Origin of the sequence: Solibacillus ferritrahens, assembly GCF_037027585.1 — a bacterium.
Lineage (GTDB): Bacteria > Bacillota > Bacilli > Bacillales_A > Planococcaceae > Solibacillus > Solibacillus ferritrahens.
This window is the reverse complement of the sequence record NZ_JAXCLE010000001.1, coordinates 268,569-286,053: the sequence shown is the minus strand read 5'-3', so window position 1 is coordinate 286,053 and position 17,485 is coordinate 268,569. Positions and strand designations below refer to the sequence as shown.

Below are 17,485 nucleotides of genomic sequence, written 5' to 3'. Positions count from 1 at the left end.
CTGTGGCAACGCTTTTGTGACCAACATCGTGTTGGCCTCGTGCCTAGGGAAAGCGCCCGCCGTAGCGGAAAACAACGTGTGTTAATGAACAAAATAATTAAAAACGGAGGGTTTTGAATGAGAAAACCGATCATAGCAGGAAACTGGAAAATGTATAAAACATTTGATGAGGCAGTGGACTTTGTGGAGGCAATTCAGCAAGAGATTCCATCTCCTGATAAAGTGGATGCAGTCATTTGTGCACCCGCCCTATATTTACCTACGCTTGTCGTAGCATCAGAAGATTCGAGTCTGGCAATTGGCGCACAAAATATGCATTACGAAAATGAAGGGGCATTTACAGGTGAAATCAGTCCTATGATGCTTTCCAATATTAATGTAGATTATGTTATTTTGGGCCATTCGGAGCGTCGTGAACTATTTAACGAAACGGATGAAGCGATTAACAAAAAAATTCGTGCAGCACTTAATCAAGGAATTGTACCGATTGTTTGCTGTGGCGAAACGTTAGAAGAGCGTGAAGCTGAACAAACAGAAGCAAAGGTAGCACGTCAAATTACAAAAGCGCTGGAAGGTTTTGCACCAATTGAGGTTGAACATATGGTCATCGCCTATGAGCCAATCTGGGCAATCGGAACAGGTAAAACTGCTACTGCTCAAGATGCCAATGTTGTATGCTGCGCAATTCGTTTAGCTATCGAAACATTATACGGCAAGGATACAGCTGCAAAAGTACGTATTCAGTATGGCGGCAGCGTAAAGCCTGAAAATATTGAAGAGCTATTAGCGCAAGAACATATTGATGGCGCATTGGTTGGCGGTGCTAGCCTACAGCCGGAATCATTTTTAAAATTATTGGAGGCGGCAGCAAATGCCTAAACAACCTGTTGCATTAATTATTTTGGACGGTTTTGCTTTTCGTGATGAAGTAAAAGGAAATGCCGTTGCACAAGCAAATAAACCGAATTTTGACCGCTACTGGAATGTTTACCCGCACGCTACATTAACGGCGAGCGGGGAAGCTGTAGGTCTACCTGAGGGCCAAATGGGGAACTCTGAAGTAGGACATTTAAACATCGGTGCAGGGCGCATTGTTTATCAAAATCTAACACGTATTCATAAATCAATTCGTGAAGGCGATTTTTTCAGAAATGAAGCATTTTTAGCTGCAGTTGAACATGCAAAGGCGCATGGCTCGAAGCTACATTTAATGGGGCTGCTTTCAGATGGTGGCGTACACAGTCACTATGAGCATCTGTTTGCCCTATTGAAACTAGCAAAGGCAAATGGACTGGAGCAAGTGTATGTTCACGGCTTCCTCGATGGTCGTGATGTTGGACCGACGACAGCGCTTGACTACATTATGGAAACAGAAAAGCAGATGACGGAGATTGGTGTTGGGAAGTTTGCCTCGATTCATGGTCGCTACTATGCAATGGACCGCGATCGTCGTTGGGAACGTGTCAATTTGACATATAACGCTTTAGTTGATGGTGTTGGACAGACAGCTTCTTCTGCTACTGCTGGTGTAGAGTCATCGTATGAGCGCGAAATTCATGATGAATTTGTTGTGCCATTTGTTGTGACAGAAGAGGGCAAGCCGGTCGCTACAATTGATACGAATGATGCCGTTATATTCTTTAACTTCCGTCCAGACCGTGCGATTCAATTGTCGCAGGTTTTTACAAGTGAAAAATGTGATGGCATTCCGTTATCACAAAAACATCCGAAAAACTTAAAATTTGTTTCTTTCACACATTATAGTGATGATGTGGTTTCTGATGTTGCCTATGATAATGACAACCTTGTAAATACACTTGGTGAGGTCATTTCTAGAGCAGGCAAGAAACAATTACGTATTGCTGAAACGGAAAAATACCCACATGTGACGTTCTTTATGAGTGGAGGTCGTGAAGTTACCTTTGTAGGGGAAGAGCGTATTTTAATCGCTTCTCCGAAAGTAGCGACATACGATTTGAAGCCTGAAATGAGTGCTTATGAAGTAACGGATTCTTTATTAAATGCTATTGCAGAAGATAAATTCGATGCTATTATTTTAAACTTTGCTAATCCGGATATGGTAGGGCATTCAGGCATGCTGGAGCCAACGATTAAAGCGATTGAAGCGGTCGATGAGTGCTTAGGAAAAATCGTCGATGCAATTGTAGCAAAAGGTGGCCATGCAATTATTACTGCAGACCATGGTAACTCGGATGAAGTTGTAACATTGGATAATCAGCCGATGACAGCACATACGACAAATCCAGTGCCGGTCATTGTGACAAAGCCTGGTGTGATGCTTTATGAAGATGGAATTTTAGCGGATCTGGCACCTACTATGCTTGATTTGCTTGAGATTGACCAACCTGCCGAGATGACAGGGAAATCGTTAGTTATGCCAAGCGAAAAGTAATTCGTGCGGTTAATTATATCGCTTGTCATTGTGCAAGCACCTAATAAATTTTATTGACAGAGGAGATTTTTAATTATGCCATTCATTACTCAAGTATACGCTCGTGAAGTATTAGACTCTCGCGGTAACCCAACAGTAGAGGTAGAAGTATTCACAGAATCTGGTGCATTTGGCCGTGCTATCGTGCCATCTGGTGCATCAACGGGTGAATATGAAGCAGTGGAATTACGTGACGGAGATAAAGGCCGCTACTTAGGTAAAGGTGTTGAAAAAGCGGTAGAAAACGTAAACACAATTATCGCTGAAGAATTAGAAGGTCAATATTCTGTATTGGACCAAGTTGTAATCGACCAAGCGTTAATCGAACTTGACGGAACAGACAACAAAGGTAAATTAGGTGCAAACGCAATTTTAGGTGTTTCTATGGCTGTAGCACATGCAGCTGCTGACTACTTAGATATTCCTTTATATCAATATTTAGGTGGCTTCAACTCGAAGCAACTTCCATTACCAATGATGAACATCATCAACGGTGGTGAACATGCAGACAACAATGTAGACATTCAGGAATTCATGGTAATGCCAGTAGGTGCGAAATCATTTAAAGAAGCATTACGTATGGGTACTGAAGTTTTCCATAACTTAAAAGCAGTTTTAAAAGGCAAAGGTTACAACACAGCAGTAGGTGACGAAGGTGGATTCGCGCCAAACTTAAGCTCAAACGAAGAAGCAATCACTGTTATTATTGAAGCGGTAGAAAAAGCTGGTTACAAAATGGGCGATGATATCCGCATCGCATTAGACGTAGCTTCTTCTGAGCTTTACAACAAAGAAACAGGCAAATACGTTTTAGCTGGTGAAGGCGTAGAAAAAACTTCTGAAGAAATGGTAGCTTGGTACGAAGAGTTAACTTCTAAATACCCAATTATCTCAATTGAAGACGGTTTAGACGAAAATGACTGGGCTGGCCACAAGCTATTAACAGAGCGTATCGGTGATCGCGTACAATTAGTAGGTGACGATCTATTCGTAACAAATACTGCAAAATTATCTCGTGGTATTGAAGAGGGCGTTGGCAATGCAATTCTAATTAAAGTAAACCAAATCGGTACTTTAACTGAAACGTTCGAAGCAATTGAAATGGCGAAACGTGCTGGCTACACTGCAGTAATTTCTCACCGTTCAGGCGAATCGGAAGACAACACAATCGCTGACATCGCTGTAGCAACTAATGCGGGTCAAATCAAAACAGGTGCACCGTCTCGTACAGACCGTGTTGCGAAGTACAACCAATTACTACGCATCGAGGACCAATTAGGCGACACTAGCCGTTTTGAAGGATTAAAATCTTTCTATAACATTAAATAATGAATAATTTAAAGAGAGCTCCCGGACATTTTCGGGAGCTCTTTCTGTTTTATAAAATGCAAAATAAAATTATAAAAAAGTAGTTTTAATTTCTAAAACCTAATTGAAGGGAAATTTCTTTAGCTGTTTGAATCAGTTTTTCAGCTAATTCTGATTGAATCCAATCTAAACTAATTCGACTACTAGGACCGGAAACACTAAAACTAGCTATGATTTGACCCGAAAAATCATAAATTGGCACTGCGATACATCGAATTCCTTCTTCGTTCTCAATATTATCTAATGAATAGCCTTGTCGTCGGATCTGAAATATTTCATCAATAAATTCGCTGGGTGTTACTATTGTATTTGGCGTTTTTTTGATAAATTCAATTCTACTTGTAATATCGTGAACTTCCTCATCTGTTTTACCAGATAAAATCATTTTACCAACCCCTGTACAATATAACGGTGCACGGCTACCGATTCTTGATGACATATGTATTGTTTGGTTGCTTTCAATTTTATCGATGTAAACTACTTCCTCATGTTCTTCCACACATAAATGGATGGTTTCGTTAATATCTGCTACTAGCTTTTGGAAATATGGTTTAGCAGTGGTAATTAAACTTGACGTGTTTAGTAAATTTCGTGATAAATACAAAGCTCGATATCCAATTGTATAGCGCTCTGTATCCATGTCTTGTTTAACATACTTAAGTTCAATCAAAGTTGAAAGTAAGCGATGAACAGTACTTTTAGAAAGCCCTGTCTCCTTGGCTAATTTAGTGATTTGCATACCATGGGGGTGTCCAGACAAGTGCTCTAAAATAATAAAAGCGCGTTCAATTGATTGTACAGTAGCCAATGATAATCCACCTTTCTATAAATTACATATAACTAATATCATATTCGAAATTGTTTTCCTTTGTAAACTTTATATTAATCCATTAATTTCGCAAATAATATTCAGAATAAAAAATTTATCTTGAAAATTCTAAAAATAATAATATAATTAAGATATATTTGGAACGTGGTTCTGCATTGTGGAACAAATGAAAGCGTTTACTAAAAAATGAGGAGGATTTAATAGTGAAAATTATTTATGCACACCATCCAGAAGATTTCAAACAATATACAACCGAAAAATTACGTGAACAATTTATGCTGGAAACAGTTTTTGTAAGCGATGAAGCAAATTTTGTTTATAGCCATGTGGATCGTATTATTTTCGGTGGAATTATGCCAATCCAAAAAAGCATAACTCTAGATGCTGGAAAAGAGTTAGCTGCAGATTATTTTTTAGAGCGTCGTGAAATGGGCGTTATTAACATTGGAGGTCCAGGTCGTATTAGATGCGATGAGAAAGTTTACGAAATTAACAACAAAGAGGCACTTTATATAAGTCGTGGTACGCGAGATTTGGCATTTGAGTCGAATAATCCACAAAATCCAGCAAAGTTTTATGTCAACTGTTGTCCAGCGCATAAAGCATACCCAACGACAAAGATTGGTTTTGAAAAAGCGATAAAGCGTCCAATGGGTACAGCTGAAAACATGAATAAACGTGTCATCAATCAATTTATCCATCCAGATGTATTAGAAACATGCCAACTAAGTATGGGAATGACTGTACTTGAAGAAGGTAGTGGATGGAATACGATGCCATGTCATACGCATGAACGTCGAATGGAAGTCTATTTCTACTTCGATATGGAGGAAGACACGCGTGTATTCCACTTAATGGGGCAGCCAAATGAAACACGTCACTTAGTTATGGCAAATGAACAAGCTGTGTTATCGCCAAGCTGGTCGATTCATTCGGGTATTGGTACACAAAACTATACATTTATTTGGGGAATGTGTGGAGAGAATTTAGATTTTGATGATATGGACCATGTTGAAATGAAGGATTTGAAGTAAGGAGGGGTACATGATGAAAGTTATTATTTCTGATTGTGATCACGCCAGTCTTGATATTGAACAATCCATATTTAAAGAAGCCAATATAGAATTTGAGCTTCAACAAAATAAAACAGAGGAAGATATCATTCGAAATTGCCCAAAAGCAGCTGTCATTATTAATCAATATGCTCCATTTACAGAAAAGGTTTTAGCGATGTTGCCCGATTTAAAGCTACTTATTCGCTATGGCGTGGGTGTAAATAATATTGACCTAGAAGCAGCAACAAAATATGGCGTACAAGTTTGCAACGTGCCAGATTACGGGACACATGAGGTTGCAGACCATGCCTTGGCATTAATGTTAGCGCTTACTCGAAAAATTCCACTTATGAATAATCGAGTGAAAACTGGAAATTGGGATTATCAAAAGAGTATTCCAATTTATAGGCATAGAGAGCAAACGGTAGGCGTAATTGGTCTAGGTAGAATTGGAAGTGCTTTTGCGCAAAAGGTGAACGGGCTTGGAATGAGGGTTATTGCGTTTGATCCCTCTAAACAACAAAAAGCATTGGCTAAAGATTTACAGTTTATAGAGTTTAAATCGTTTGATGAATTAATTCGAACGTCAGATGTGGTTTCAATCCACTGTCCTTCAGACAACACGTATCATATGTTTAATAAGGAAGTATTTAAAGCAATGCAACCGCACAGCTATTTAATCAATGTTTCTAGGGGTGGAATTATTGATGAAGCATCATTATATGAAGCTATTGTAAATGGCGAAATTGCTGGTGCTGGATTGGATGTTAGTGAGACGGAACCAATTGGCCCAAATTCACAATTGCTTCAACTAGACGAGGTAATATGTACACCTCATATGGCTTGGTATTCTGAAGAAGCAGCACAAGAATTAAAAAGAAAAGTTGCACAGGAAGCAGTTAGATATTTGGAAGGACAATTTGTTCGGTATCCAGTCAATTCTATAAATTAATTAATTAATTAATTAAAAGGGGATAGGGAAAATGTCAAAATCTATAAAAAAGTTTTGGATGTTGAGTATGTTTGTTTTGATTTTATCAGTATTAGCTGCTTGTGGTGATAGTGAAGGCTCAGGTAGTGTGACAGTAAGTGGAGAATCCGGTAAGACAGAAGTGTTGAAATTAGCGTTCAATCAGCCGGATAATCATCCACAGTATAAAGCGATGAAGGAATTCGGCGAAAAATTTAATGAGCGTACGAATGGTGCCTATTCTGTAGAAATTTTCCCGAATGAATTATTAGGTGCACAACGTGAAACAATCGAGCTTGTTCAAACAGGAACAATTGCAATGTCTCTTGTAGCAGGTAGTTTATTGGAAAACTTTAACGAAGACTTCTCAGTATTCAATTTACCATACGTATTTGATTCAGCAGAACACCAAATGGCCGTATTAAATAATCAGGAAGTTGTTGGTGATTTATACGATTCATTGAAAGACCAAGGATTATTTGTCGCTGGGGCATTTCACTCGGGTGTACGTAACGTTTATAACAAAGAAAAACCAATTAACACACCAGAAGATTTAAAAGGTATGAAAATCCGAATTATTGAATCTGATACAAATATTCAAATGATGACTCAAATGGGTGGTACAGGTACACCAATGGGACAAGGCGAAGTATATACAGCGATTCAATCAGGAGTAATTGAGGGTGGAGAAAATAACGAATTAATTTACTCAAACTTAAAACATGCAGAAATCGCACCATACTTCTCTTACACTAAACATTTAATGTTCCCGGATTATTTACTAGTAAACTCTAAATTATTTGATGGTATGTCGGAAGAACACCAACAAATTTTTAAAGAAGAACTTTTAGTAGCGATTGATAGAGAAGTTGTAATGTGGGATGAAGATGTGAAAAAAGCAATTGCAGATGCTGAAGCAGCTGGAGCAATTTTCAATGAAGCAGACGTTGACGCTTTCCGTGAAGCAACAAAACCAGTTGTTGAATCGAAATTAGTAAGTGAAAACGCGAAAGCTTTATATGAGAAAGTTCAAGCAGCAAGAACACAATAATAGGTGGTGGCTTGATTGGATCCAATAAAAAAAATATTAGATAAAGTACTCTCAACAATATGCGTCATATTATTTGGCGCATTAGTTGTACTTGTAACTTGGCAGGTATTTACGCGATTTGTTTTAAACAATCCAAGTGCTTTTTCTGAAGAATTGGCCAAATATTGTTTTGTTTGGTTAGTTATGTTTGGTGCAGCATTTGTATTTGGTGAAAATGGTCATATGCGTATTGAATTTATTCAAGACAGTATGCCGAAAAAGCTACGTATGACTGCCCAAATATTTATTGAAGTGAGTATTATTATTTTCTCAGCGCTCGTATTAATTTCAGGTGGATTAACAACAACAAAAATTGCATGGACACAAATGTCGGCAGCATTAAATGTACCAGTCGGCTATTTATATGCAGTTATGCCAGTAAGTGGGTGTTTTATTATCTTTTACTGTATATACAATATTTATGTTATTGCAAAAACAAAAAAACCATTGGAAATCGTATAGGGATATGTTGGGGGGAAATCAATTATGGGGACAGCAGGGGTTGCAGGATTAATACTATTGCTCGGCGTCGCATTTTTCTTAATTATTGGAGCACCTATCAGTATTAGTGTTGGTATTGCTTCTGTACTTGCGATGTTTTCGATATTAGGTCCTGAAAATGCACTACAAACATCGGCACAGCGTATGTTTACAGGAATGAATTCATTTACATTATTAGCGATTCCGTTTTTCATATTAGCGGGTGTAATTATGAATAACGGTGGAATTGCGATGCGGCTAGTAAACTGTGCAAAAGTATTAGCAGGTCGTATGCCTGGATCACTGGCACAAACAAATGTATTAGCAAATATGATGTTCGGCTCAATCTCTGGTTCAGCGGTAGCTGCTGCAGCTGCAGTTGGGTCAACTATGGCACCGATGCAGGAAAAAGAGGGTTATGACAAATCTTTTAGTGCAGCAGTAAATATTGCTTCGGCACCAACAGGTATGTTGATTCCACCGAGTAATACGCTAATTGTCTTTTCTTTAGTAAGTGGAGGAACTTCGATTGCTGCTTTATTTATGGCAGGTTATATACCTGGAATTTTATGGGGGCTAGGCTGTATGATTGTTGCCTATTTTATGGCAAAAAGAAAAGGCTATAAAAGCGATGAAAAAGTATCGTTTAAAGTTGCACTAAAGGTATTTATAGATGCAATTCCAAGTTTACTATTAATCGTAATTGTTATTGGCGGAATTATTAAGGGCGCATTTACAGCGACAGAAGGTTCAGCAATTGCAGTTGTTTATGCACTTCTTCTTTCATTCATATACCGAACTATCAAAGTTAAAGAATTACCACGTATTTTACTAGAATCAACGCGTACGACAGCAATCGTAATTTTCTTAATTGGTGTATCAACAATTATGTCATGGGTAATGGCCTTTACGGGAATTCCACAACTAATTGCAGATGCATTATTAGGATTTACTGATAATATGATTGTGATTTTAATTATTATGAATATCGTACTTTTAATCGTAGGAACATTTATGGATCCAACACCAGCAATTTTGATTTTCACACCAATTTTCCTGCCAATCGTTTTACAATTTGGTATGGATCCAGTGCACTTTGGAATTATGGTTGTATTCAACTTAAGTATAGGTACAATCACTCCCCCAGTAGGACCGGTATTATTTGTTGGGGCTCGAGTTGCGAAACTGAAAATTGAACAAGTGATTAAACCGTTAATCCCATTCTTCGGAATTACAGTGGCAGTATTATTATTAGTAACATATATTCCAGCACTTTCATTGTGGTTACCAACTTTATTAGGGTTTATTAAGTAATGATGGAGGGGTTGTCTAGTGTGTTACAAGAGACAGCCCCTTATTTTATAATGGGGGATATTTTATGAAAGCAATCGTCTATGCAAACCCGCAAAACGTGGAATATCGTGAAGTGGAAAAGCCTGAGGTCCCAGAAGGCTATGTGTTATTAAAAAATGCTTATGCAGGAATTTGTGGAACAGATTTAAACATTTTTGCAGGAACACATCCAAGAGCGAAAGCACCATTAATACTTGGGCATGAATTTTCAGCAACAGTAGCGAGTCATCATCCACAATATACAATCGGTACAAAAGTAACGGTGAATCCATTACTTAGCTGTGGTATATGTATGCCTTGTCTTTCAGGACAATCTCATGTATGTGATGATTTAAAACTAGTAGGTATTGATGTGGATGGTGGAATGGCAGAGTACGTAGTGGTCCACGAAGATAAGTTGATTGTATTGCCAGAAGCCTTATCTTTAAAAACCGGAGCTTTAGCAGAACCTGTGGCAGTTGCAGTACATGCAGTAAGAAAATCAAAGTTTTTAGTTGGCGATCGAGCAGTTGTGTACGGTGCAGGAACAATCGGCTTATGCGTAGCTTTAACATTACGTGCTTATGGAGCTTCTGAAGTGGTTGTTATTGAAAATAATGAACTGCGGTTAAGAAAAGCAGAGGAGCTGGGTTTTCAAACACTAAATCCTTCTAAAGATAATGTGGAAGCTGTTATCGATCAATTAACGAATCAATCAGGAATAGATTATGTATTTGATTGTGCCGGACACCCCGCAGTATTGGCGCAGGTGACGGAAATTGCGAAAGTACAAGGTACGGTTGTAATTGTGGCGGGTTACAAAAAACCCGCAGCGCTGAATTTGCTACAAGGAATGTTTAAAGAGTTAACAATGCAATTTGTTCGTGTTTATACGAAGAGGGATATTGAACTTGCATTAGATTTGCTCGTGAAAAATAAAGAATTTGATGAAATCATCACACATACATTACGTGCTGAACAAGCAAAAGAAGGATTCAACTTATTAACTACACCTACAGATGCCATTAAGGTGTTATATGCATTTGGGGAGGTAAGTAATGAAAACGAATCTGTTTAGTTTAGAAGGGAAGAATGCGGTAGTTACTGGTGGCAACCGGGGGCTAGGTAAAGAAATTGCCATTGGACTTGCCAGTGCAGGAGCAAATGTGGCTGTTATTTCACGTACAGAATGTCCGGAAATTGTGAAGGAAATCGAAGTTTACGGTGTAAAATCCGTATCGATACCATTTGATATATCAAACATAGCCGAGCATCAACAACTATTTGAACGGGTCACTTCCCAATTAGGCGAAATTGATATTTTAGTAAATAATGCAGGCGTACAAAAGCGTCATCCAGCTGTTGAATTTCCGCAAGAAGATTGGGAATTCGTGATGAATGTGAATGCAAATGCTGTTTTTAGTTTATGTAAAATATTCGGTAAACCTATGCTTGCACGCAGTTCAGGAAAAATTATTAACATGGCTTCACTATTATCGTTCCAAGGTGGATTAACAGTACCCGCATACGCCGCAAGTAAGGGGGCAGTTATGCAGTTTACAAAGTCATTAGCTAATGAATGGGCATCTAAAGGTGTCAATGTAAACTGTATTGCACCAGGCTATATGGCGACAGATATGAATGAGGCCTTAATGAATGATGCGGTTCGAAGTCGTCAAATTATGGAGCGTATCCCTGCAAATCGTTGGGGGAACGGACAAGATATGCAAGGGGCTGCAATCTTCTTAGCATCGGAGGCATCGAATTATATTCACGGTTTTACTATCGCGGTGGATGGTGGTTGGTTAGGCCGATAAGGAGGACGTAATGTGGCGAATAATAAAGCGTATTTGGTCTTAATTATGGTCATGTTTATTTGGGGCTTAAATTTACCCGCAATAAAGTATTTAACAACGCAAGCATCGCCAATCTCTATGACGTCCATCCGTATTTTCATTGCAGCCATTGTAGTTTTTATTATATTAAAAGTGATTGGAATAATTCGTCCATTAACGAAAAAAGAGTGGGGTTTCGTACTTATAGGATCCTTATTAAATGTAGCGATTCACCATTCATTAATGGCAATTGGTGTTAGTATGACGACAGGTGCAAATGCCAGCTTAATCATCGGTACAGGTCCAATGTTAACAGCTGTATTAGGTTCCTTGCTTTTGAAAAATTTACCTACCCCTATTCAATGGTTTGGTTTTGGGATAGGGATGACCGGAATTTGTATAACTGTTCTGTTTTCCGGTGGGGAAGTATCCGCACTTTCATTAGGAGACTTGATTGTATTTTTATCAGTCTTCTCACAAGTTTTTAGCTTTATTATTATCTCAAAAGCCTCAAATACAATTGATCCAAGACTTTTGACAGCATATATGTTTTTAGTAGGGTCGATTTTTTTAGCAATTACAGGAATGATATTTGAGCCGAATGGGTTTAAAGACATCCCTTATACAAATACAACATTTTGGGTCGTGCTTATTATTTCAGGGGCACTCGCAACAGCTGTAGGACATATGCTTTACAACAATACAATTCCGCAAGTTGGGGCAGCGAAAGCAGCCATTTTCATAAATTTCAATACACTTTTCGCATTAATTGGATCGGCACTTATTTTAGGAGAACCAATTACTTATGCGCATTGGATTGGTTTAGTTTTAATTGTCATCGGAGTCATTTTTGGTTCCGGATCATTCGAACATTTTATAAATAGGAAGGAAGTCGAAAAACAATGAGTTTTCAATATGATTATTTTTCTTTAAAAGGTAAAACGGCATTAGTAACAGGGGCACGCACAGGTATAGGACAAGCAATCGCATTAGGTTTAGCATCTGCAGGAGCACATGTCTTATTAGTTGGACATCAAGATAATATGCAAGAAACACAATCTCAAATTACAGAATTAGGGGGTACATTTGAAACGTTTTTAATCGATTTAAGTGATATCACAACGCTTCGAGATAAAATACAGCCAATTTTAAAAGAAAATCAAATTGATATTCTAGTCAATAATGCTGGGATTATTCATCGTGAGCCAGCAGCAGAGCATGCGGATGCGGAATGGCACCGTGTCATGAATGTGAATATTCATGCTGTGTTTGCATTATCTCAAGAAGTCGGAAATCAAATGATTACCAATGGTGGTGGGAAAATTGTGAATATCGCGTCATTACTATCGTTCCAAGGTGGTATTAATGTGCCGGGTTATACGACGAGTAAACATGCAGTAGCTGGTTTAACAAAGGCATTAGCGAATGAGTGGGCAGGCAAGAATATTCAGGTTAATGCTATTGCACCTGGATATATTTCTACAAACAATACCGAGGCATTACGTAATGACGAATCACGTAATAAATCGATTTTAGAGCGCATCCCAGCTGGTCGTTGGGGACAAGGAGAAGACATCGCAGGGGCAGCAGTATTTTTAGCGTCGAAAGCTTCTGATTATGTATCGGGACATGTATTAGTTGTTGATGGTGGCTGGATGGGTCGCTAATTTTAAGACGGTGAGGGGAAAGTATGGACATTATTACAATAGGGGATGGCATGATTACTTTTGACCCAACAGCGAAGGGACCACTACGTTTCGTTCATCAATTCGAACGGAAGATAGGGGGAGCTGAGTTAAACGTGGTGATCGGGTGCGCTCGTCTAGGTGCAAAAGCTGGTTGGATTAGTAGACTTGGAAAAGATGAATTTGGACGGCATATTTTAAATACTGTTCGTGGTGAAGGTATTGATATTTCAGAAGTGAAATTGATGGAGCACTACGCTACTTCACTTAATTTTAAAGAAATTCAAGAGTCAGGAGATAGTAAAACGTTTTACTATCGCCAAAATTCACCAACAGAAACGCTGACTGTAGAAAGTTTACCACTTGACTATATAAAAAATACGAAAATTCTTCATGTTTCAGGAGTATTCCCAGCAATTACAGAGCAAAATCGAGAAGTGATTTTAAAGGCAATTCAATTTGCAAAAGAGTCTGGTGTGAAGGTGGCACTTGATCCGAATATTCGCTTAAAACTATGGTCTAAAGAGCAAGCAAGAAAAACGCTTACTCAGTACTTACCATATGTAGATTATTTATTAACAGGTCGCGAGGAATTGGAAATGCTATTTGATACAAAGGAAGACACTGAATTATTTAGCCATATAGAAAAATACAATTTTGAGCATGTAATTGTTAAGGAAGGGGCAAAAGGAGCTTCATATTATGAAAATAAAAAGTGGAATATTGTCCCAGGATTTCCTGTTAGTAAAGTAGTTGATACAGTCGGTGCAGGGGATGGTTTTGGAGCAGCATTTTTATATGGAAAATTACAAGGTTGGAATATTGAAAAGATTATGCAGATCGCCAATGCAGTAGGAGCAATGGTTGTACAAGTACAAGGTGATAATGAAGGGTTACCATATTTTGAAGAAGTAGAAATGTTTTTAGGAAAACGTGATTTAATTGAGAGGTAGTTGAATAATGATCTATAACGAACTGAAATTATTAAAGTTAATCCCGGTTTTACGAAAAATCCCTTATGAAACTAGTCAATCTTTAATTGAAGCCCTCATTTTGGGAGGCGTTAAAGCGATTGAGGTTACGATGGATACTAAAAACGCTACAGAGATTATTAAAGAAACACGTCAAAATTTCGGTGATCGAGTTATTGTTGGAGCCGGTACGGTATTGACTATTGAAGACTGCATATCAGCCCTTGATGCAGGTGCCCAATTTATCGTTTCACCCTCGTTAAATTTGGCGGTTGTTGAACATAGTCTAAAAAATGGCGTTGCTGTCATTCCGGGTGTATTTACACCAACCGAAATGCAAACTGCCTATAGCGCAGGAGCACAAATGATTAAATTATTCCCAGCTTCTGCACTTAGTCCAAGTTTTATTAAAGATGTCAAAGGTCCATTAAGTCATATCGCAATTATGACGACAGGCGGGATAACGCTAGCTAATGCAAAGAGCTATTTAGAAGCGGGTGCTGCAGCAATTGGCGCTGGTAGTGACTTAATTAATAAAGAGCTGGTGAAAAATGAAGATTGGGCATTGCTTCAAAAAGAGACTGAACGTTGGATTGAACTTTTATCATAAATGAATATGTAGTAATAATGCTTCCTTTAAACTCTATCAAGGTTAAAAGGAAGTTTTTATATTGTAGAATCAAATATTAGTTAGAGTCGAAATTACTTAAAATTAAAGAAATAGGGAGTTATATGGGATGAATTTTGTGACTTTAGCGTCTCCTGCTTATATACAATGAACAGTTTATGATATGTTTAACTTATTCAAATTATAGGGTAGTTTAAAGGTCAAGTTAGACCGGTTGTTATAGATAGTGAGGGAACGATATGTCTAATCAGACGAAGGACAATATTTTAGAAACAGCAACAAGGCTTTTTTATTTTCAGGGGTTTCACGGAACAGGCTTAAATCAAATTATTCAGGAATCTGGGTCGCCTAAAGGTTCGCTTTATCATTATTTTCCTAAAGGCAAGGAGCAATTGGCGGAGGCGGCGATTGAGCTATCGAAGCGAAGAATTGGTGCGTCTATTCAGCGTTATATGAATGAATTTGAGGAAGTTGAGGCTGCGTTAAATGCGCATATTTTAGCAATGGCTGAGTTATTTGATATGGAGAGCGGACTTGAGGAACATTCTTTTTCAATTATGCCCTTTGGTTTGCTTGCGGCGGAATCGGCTTTTATGAATGAACGTTTACGTAAAGCATGCGGAGATACGTATAAGTACTGGGAATCGATTTATTATACGAAACTCATTTCAAACGGCTATAGCGATGAATCAGCTGTCATTATTAGTAAAGTTGTCAGTGCGATGATTGAAGGTGCGGTGACGTTATCATTGTCGCAGCGGTCAAATGAACCGTTGTTAAATATAAGTAAAGTAATCCCAGCAATACTTGCGCAATATAAGTGAACCGTTAAGGCAAAAAATTGTCTTAGCGGTTTTTTTGATCCAATTTTCCTGTGAAAAGTTGTTCACAATTGGAGCTTTTTTTAGGGAAACCGATGAAAAAGTGTTGATAAATGAACTTTTTTCATAGCAAAGCCTATAAAATGAGTCGCCAATGTTGATGGATCAACTTTTGTCACCATTTGTTCAAATTTAGATTGAAATTTTGCAATCGTTTTCAAAGTGGGTGTGGGAATATTTGTATACGATGCTTATACCCACAAAAGGTTATAAATGGTTATTGGATGTTCACAATTATAACAACTGGTCTATTTTTTCTTCTGGAAAGATTGAATTTCTACGAAAAAGTTTGCTATATTGTAAAGCGTGCTGTTAAAACAAAGCAAACGTTATATAACAGCAAAAGTATGATAGGTAGCAATTATCATCTTCATAAATAAGTTTTTATAGTACAGGAGGAAACAGAAGTGGCAGCACCTTTTTTCAATGTTAAAAGCCCTAAAGGTATGGCAGCGGTATTAATGATCGGGACGTTCCTAGGTCTATTCGGTGAAACAGCCTTAAACATGGCATTAACAAATATTATGGATGATTTCAGTGTATCCGCGGCATCAGCGGCGTGGTTAACAACTGGTTATCTTTTAGTTTTAGCAGTATTAGTTCCATTATCATCTTATTTAGTACGGTGGTTTACAACGCGTCAATTAGTTGTGGCGGCAATAGTGATTGCGATTATCGGTTCGTTATTAGGCGCATTAGCACCGAATTTTACGGTTTTATTAGTAGGTCGTTTTGTACAAGCGATCGCAACGGGTATTATTTTACCGTTAATGTTTAGTGTCGTAATGCTCATATTCCCAGTGCAAAAGCGTGGGGCAGTAATGGGGATTGTAGGTATTATTTTAACTGCAGGTCCAGCATTAGGGCCATCAATCGCAGGGTTAATCGTCTCTTCACTTAGCTGGAGATATATTTTCTGGATCATGGCTGTTGTTTATGCGCTCGTTATTTTCTTTGCATGGAATAAAATAGACAATGTGTCAAACGTAACACGACCTAAAATTGATTTATTATCATTAGTTTCCTCTACATTAGGTTTCGGCGGTGTTGTTTTCGCCCTCGCTACGTTGGCAGAGCAATCGATTACAGAAGTGATCGTTTGGGTACCGCTTGTAGTAGGGTTAGTGTTATTAGTAGTATTTGGTATTCGCCAAACAAAAATGGATGAGCCAATGATCGACTTATCGGTATTCAAGTCACCGATGTTTAGTTTAGGTGTCGCTTTAATGGTAGCGTCAATGTTCATGATTTTATCTGTAGCAATATTAGTACCAATGTTTTTGAAAACAGTATTAGGTTTCGCAGCATTAACTGCAGGATTATGTATGCTGCCAGGGAATATTTTAAATATTATTATGTCACCGATCGTTGGTGCTAATTTCGATAAAGTGGGAGCAAAGATCTTCACACGTATCGGATTTACGATGATTTTAATTAGTATGATTGTATTCTTAACGACAATTTCGGCTACGACAGCGACTTGGATTATTATCGTTAACTTATGTGTATTTTTCGTAGGGGTATCAATGACGATTATGCCGGCGCAAACAAATGCGATGAATTCATTGCAACCGCAGAAATTTGCGGATGGTTCAGCGGCATTAAATACATTAACACAAATCGCAGGTGCTTCAGGTACAGCGATCGCGATTACACTGTTCACTATTGGGCAAGAAAATTATGCTGAAAAGTTCAGCAATGCATTACCGGGAGAAATGCTCGCGCACGGTGTACACACAGCTTTCGTTGTAGTAAGCGTAGTATCAGTGATTGGGTTAGTAGGTTCATTCTTCGTGAAAAATAGTAAGCCAGTGGGGAACTAAGGTTTTTGGTTGGCTGCGCAGCATCGGTTTATTGCCGGTGCTGTTTTTTTGTTGTGGGGGCTGAGTTGTGGCTCGGCGCGCGTGCG

The 17,485-nt window shown here is 38.3% G+C and carries 17 protein-coding genes; 16 read left to right on the top strand and 1 reads right to left on the bottom strand.

Annotation, left to right across the window (positions count from 1 at the left end; genetic code table 11):
* The first annotated feature begins 117 nt into the window (after nucleotides 1-117).
* The 3 genes from tpiA to eno all read left to right on the top strand — a co-directional run bounded on the left by tpiA (nucleotide 118) and on the right by eno (nucleotide 3,781).
* A complete protein-coding gene (gene tpiA / locus SNE38_RS01480) occupies nucleotides 118-879 on the top strand; it encodes a triose-phosphate isomerase (protein WP_191704363.1) in 762 nt (253 codons plus the stop codon).
* Nucleotides 872-2,413, top strand: coding sequence for a 2,3-bisphosphoglycerate-independent phosphoglycerate mutase (gpmI, locus tag SNE38_RS01475; protein ID WP_336045742.1), 1,542 nt, complete (start codon nucleotides 872-874; stop codon nucleotides 2,411-2,413). Before tpiA ends, gpmI begins: the two co-directional genes overlap by 8 nt.
* 75 nt (nucleotides 2,414-2,488) lie before the next feature.
* Nucleotides 2,489-3,781, top strand: coding sequence for a phosphopyruvate hydratase (eno, locus tag SNE38_RS01470; protein WP_191704361.1), 1,293 nt, complete (start codon nucleotides 2,489-2,491; stop codon nucleotides 3,779-3,781).
* Nucleotides 3,782-3,866: 85 nt separating this feature from the next.
* On the opposite strand, the gene SNE38_RS01465 is transcribed toward eno, so the two are convergent.
* Nucleotides 3,867-4,628, bottom strand: coding sequence for an IclR family transcriptional regulator (locus SNE38_RS01465; protein WP_336045741.1), 762 nt, complete (start codon nucleotides 4,626-4,628; stop codon nucleotides 3,867-3,869).
* 224 nt (nucleotides 4,629-4,852) lie between these two features.
* Between SNE38_RS01465 and kduI the strand changes: the two genes are divergently transcribed.
* The 13 genes from kduI (at nucleotide 4,853) to SNE38_RS01400 (ending at nucleotide 17,399) form a co-directional block, all read left to right on the top strand.
* Nucleotides 4,853-5,683 (top strand): 5-dehydro-4-deoxy-D-glucuronate isomerase, encoded by an 831-nt coding sequence (kduI, locus tag SNE38_RS01460; protein ID WP_336045740.1) that lies wholly within the window; start codon nucleotides 4,853-4,855, stop codon nucleotides 5,681-5,683.
* A 10-nt stretch (nucleotides 5,684-5,693) separates the two neighbouring features.
* On the top strand, nucleotides 5,694-6,656 hold the full coding sequence (locus SNE38_RS01455) for a C-terminal binding protein (RefSeq protein WP_336045739.1): 963 nt from the start codon (nucleotides 5,694-5,696) through the stop codon (nucleotides 6,654-6,656).
* A gap of 31 nt (nucleotides 6,657-6,687) precedes the next feature.
* Nucleotides 6,688-7,725: a TRAP transporter substrate-binding protein gene (locus SNE38_RS01450; RefSeq protein WP_336045738.1), complete on the top strand. Its 1,038-nt coding sequence runs from the start codon at nucleotides 6,688-6,690 to the stop codon at nucleotides 7,723-7,725.
* 15 nt (nucleotides 7,726-7,740) lie between these two features.
* Entirely contained in the window at nucleotides 7,741-8,226 is a 486-nt protein-coding gene (locus SNE38_RS01445; protein WP_336045737.1) for a TRAP transporter small permease, read from the top strand.
* A 24-nt stretch (nucleotides 8,227-8,250) separates the two neighbouring features.
* Nucleotides 8,251-9,558, top strand: a complete 1,308-nt coding sequence (locus SNE38_RS01440; protein WP_336045736.1) for a TRAP transporter large permease — start codon at nucleotides 8,251-8,253, stop codon at nucleotides 9,556-9,558.
* A gap of 64 nt (nucleotides 9,559-9,622) precedes the next feature.
* On the top strand, nucleotides 9,623-10,654 hold the full coding sequence (locus SNE38_RS01435; RefSeq protein WP_336045735.1) for a zinc-dependent alcohol dehydrogenase: 1,032 nt from the start codon (nucleotides 9,623-9,625) through the stop codon (nucleotides 10,652-10,654).
* Entirely contained in the window at nucleotides 10,635-11,393 is a 759-nt protein-coding gene (locus tag SNE38_RS01430; RefSeq protein WP_336045734.1) for an SDR family NAD(P)-dependent oxidoreductase, read from the top strand. The genes SNE38_RS01435 and SNE38_RS01430 overlap by 20 nt, the downstream gene beginning before the upstream one ends.
* Before the next feature lie 12 nt (nucleotides 11,394-11,405).
* Nucleotides 11,406-12,317 carry a DMT family transporter gene (locus tag SNE38_RS01425; protein WP_336045733.1) on the top strand — a complete coding sequence of 304 codons (912 nt, stop codon included), beginning with the start codon at nucleotides 11,406-11,408 and terminating at the stop codon, nucleotides 12,315-12,317.
* The gene (gene kduD, locus SNE38_RS01420) at nucleotides 12,314-13,078 is read left to right on the top strand and encodes a 2-dehydro-3-deoxy-D-gluconate 5-dehydrogenase KduD (protein ID WP_336045732.1); all 765 of its coding nucleotides are present in this window, start codon (nucleotides 12,314-12,316) and stop codon (nucleotides 13,076-13,078) included. The genes SNE38_RS01425 and kduD overlap by 4 nt, the downstream gene beginning before the upstream one ends.
* A gap of 23 nt (nucleotides 13,079-13,101) precedes the next feature.
* Nucleotides 13,102-14,049 carry a sugar kinase gene (locus SNE38_RS01415; protein WP_336045731.1) on the top strand — a complete coding sequence of 316 codons (948 nt, stop codon included), beginning with the start codon at nucleotides 13,102-13,104 and terminating at the stop codon, nucleotides 14,047-14,049.
* Nucleotides 14,050-14,056: 7 nt separating this feature from the next.
* A complete protein-coding gene (locus SNE38_RS01410) occupies nucleotides 14,057-14,677 on the top strand; it encodes a bifunctional 4-hydroxy-2-oxoglutarate aldolase/2-dehydro-3-deoxy-phosphogluconate aldolase (RefSeq protein WP_336045730.1) in 621 nt (206 codons plus the stop codon).
* Nucleotides 14,678-14,934: 257 nt separating this feature from the next.
* Entirely contained in the window at nucleotides 14,935-15,519 is a 585-nt protein-coding gene (locus SNE38_RS01405; protein ID WP_336045729.1) for a TetR/AcrR family transcriptional regulator, read from the top strand.
* Between the two features lie 464 nt (nucleotides 15,520-15,983).
* The gene (locus tag SNE38_RS01400; RefSeq protein ID WP_336045728.1) at nucleotides 15,984-17,399 is read left to right on the top strand and encodes a DHA2 family efflux MFS transporter permease subunit; all 1,416 of its coding nucleotides are present in this window, start codon (nucleotides 15,984-15,986) and stop codon (nucleotides 17,397-17,399) included.
* The last annotated feature ends 86 nt before the right edge of the window (nucleotides 17,400-17,485 follow it).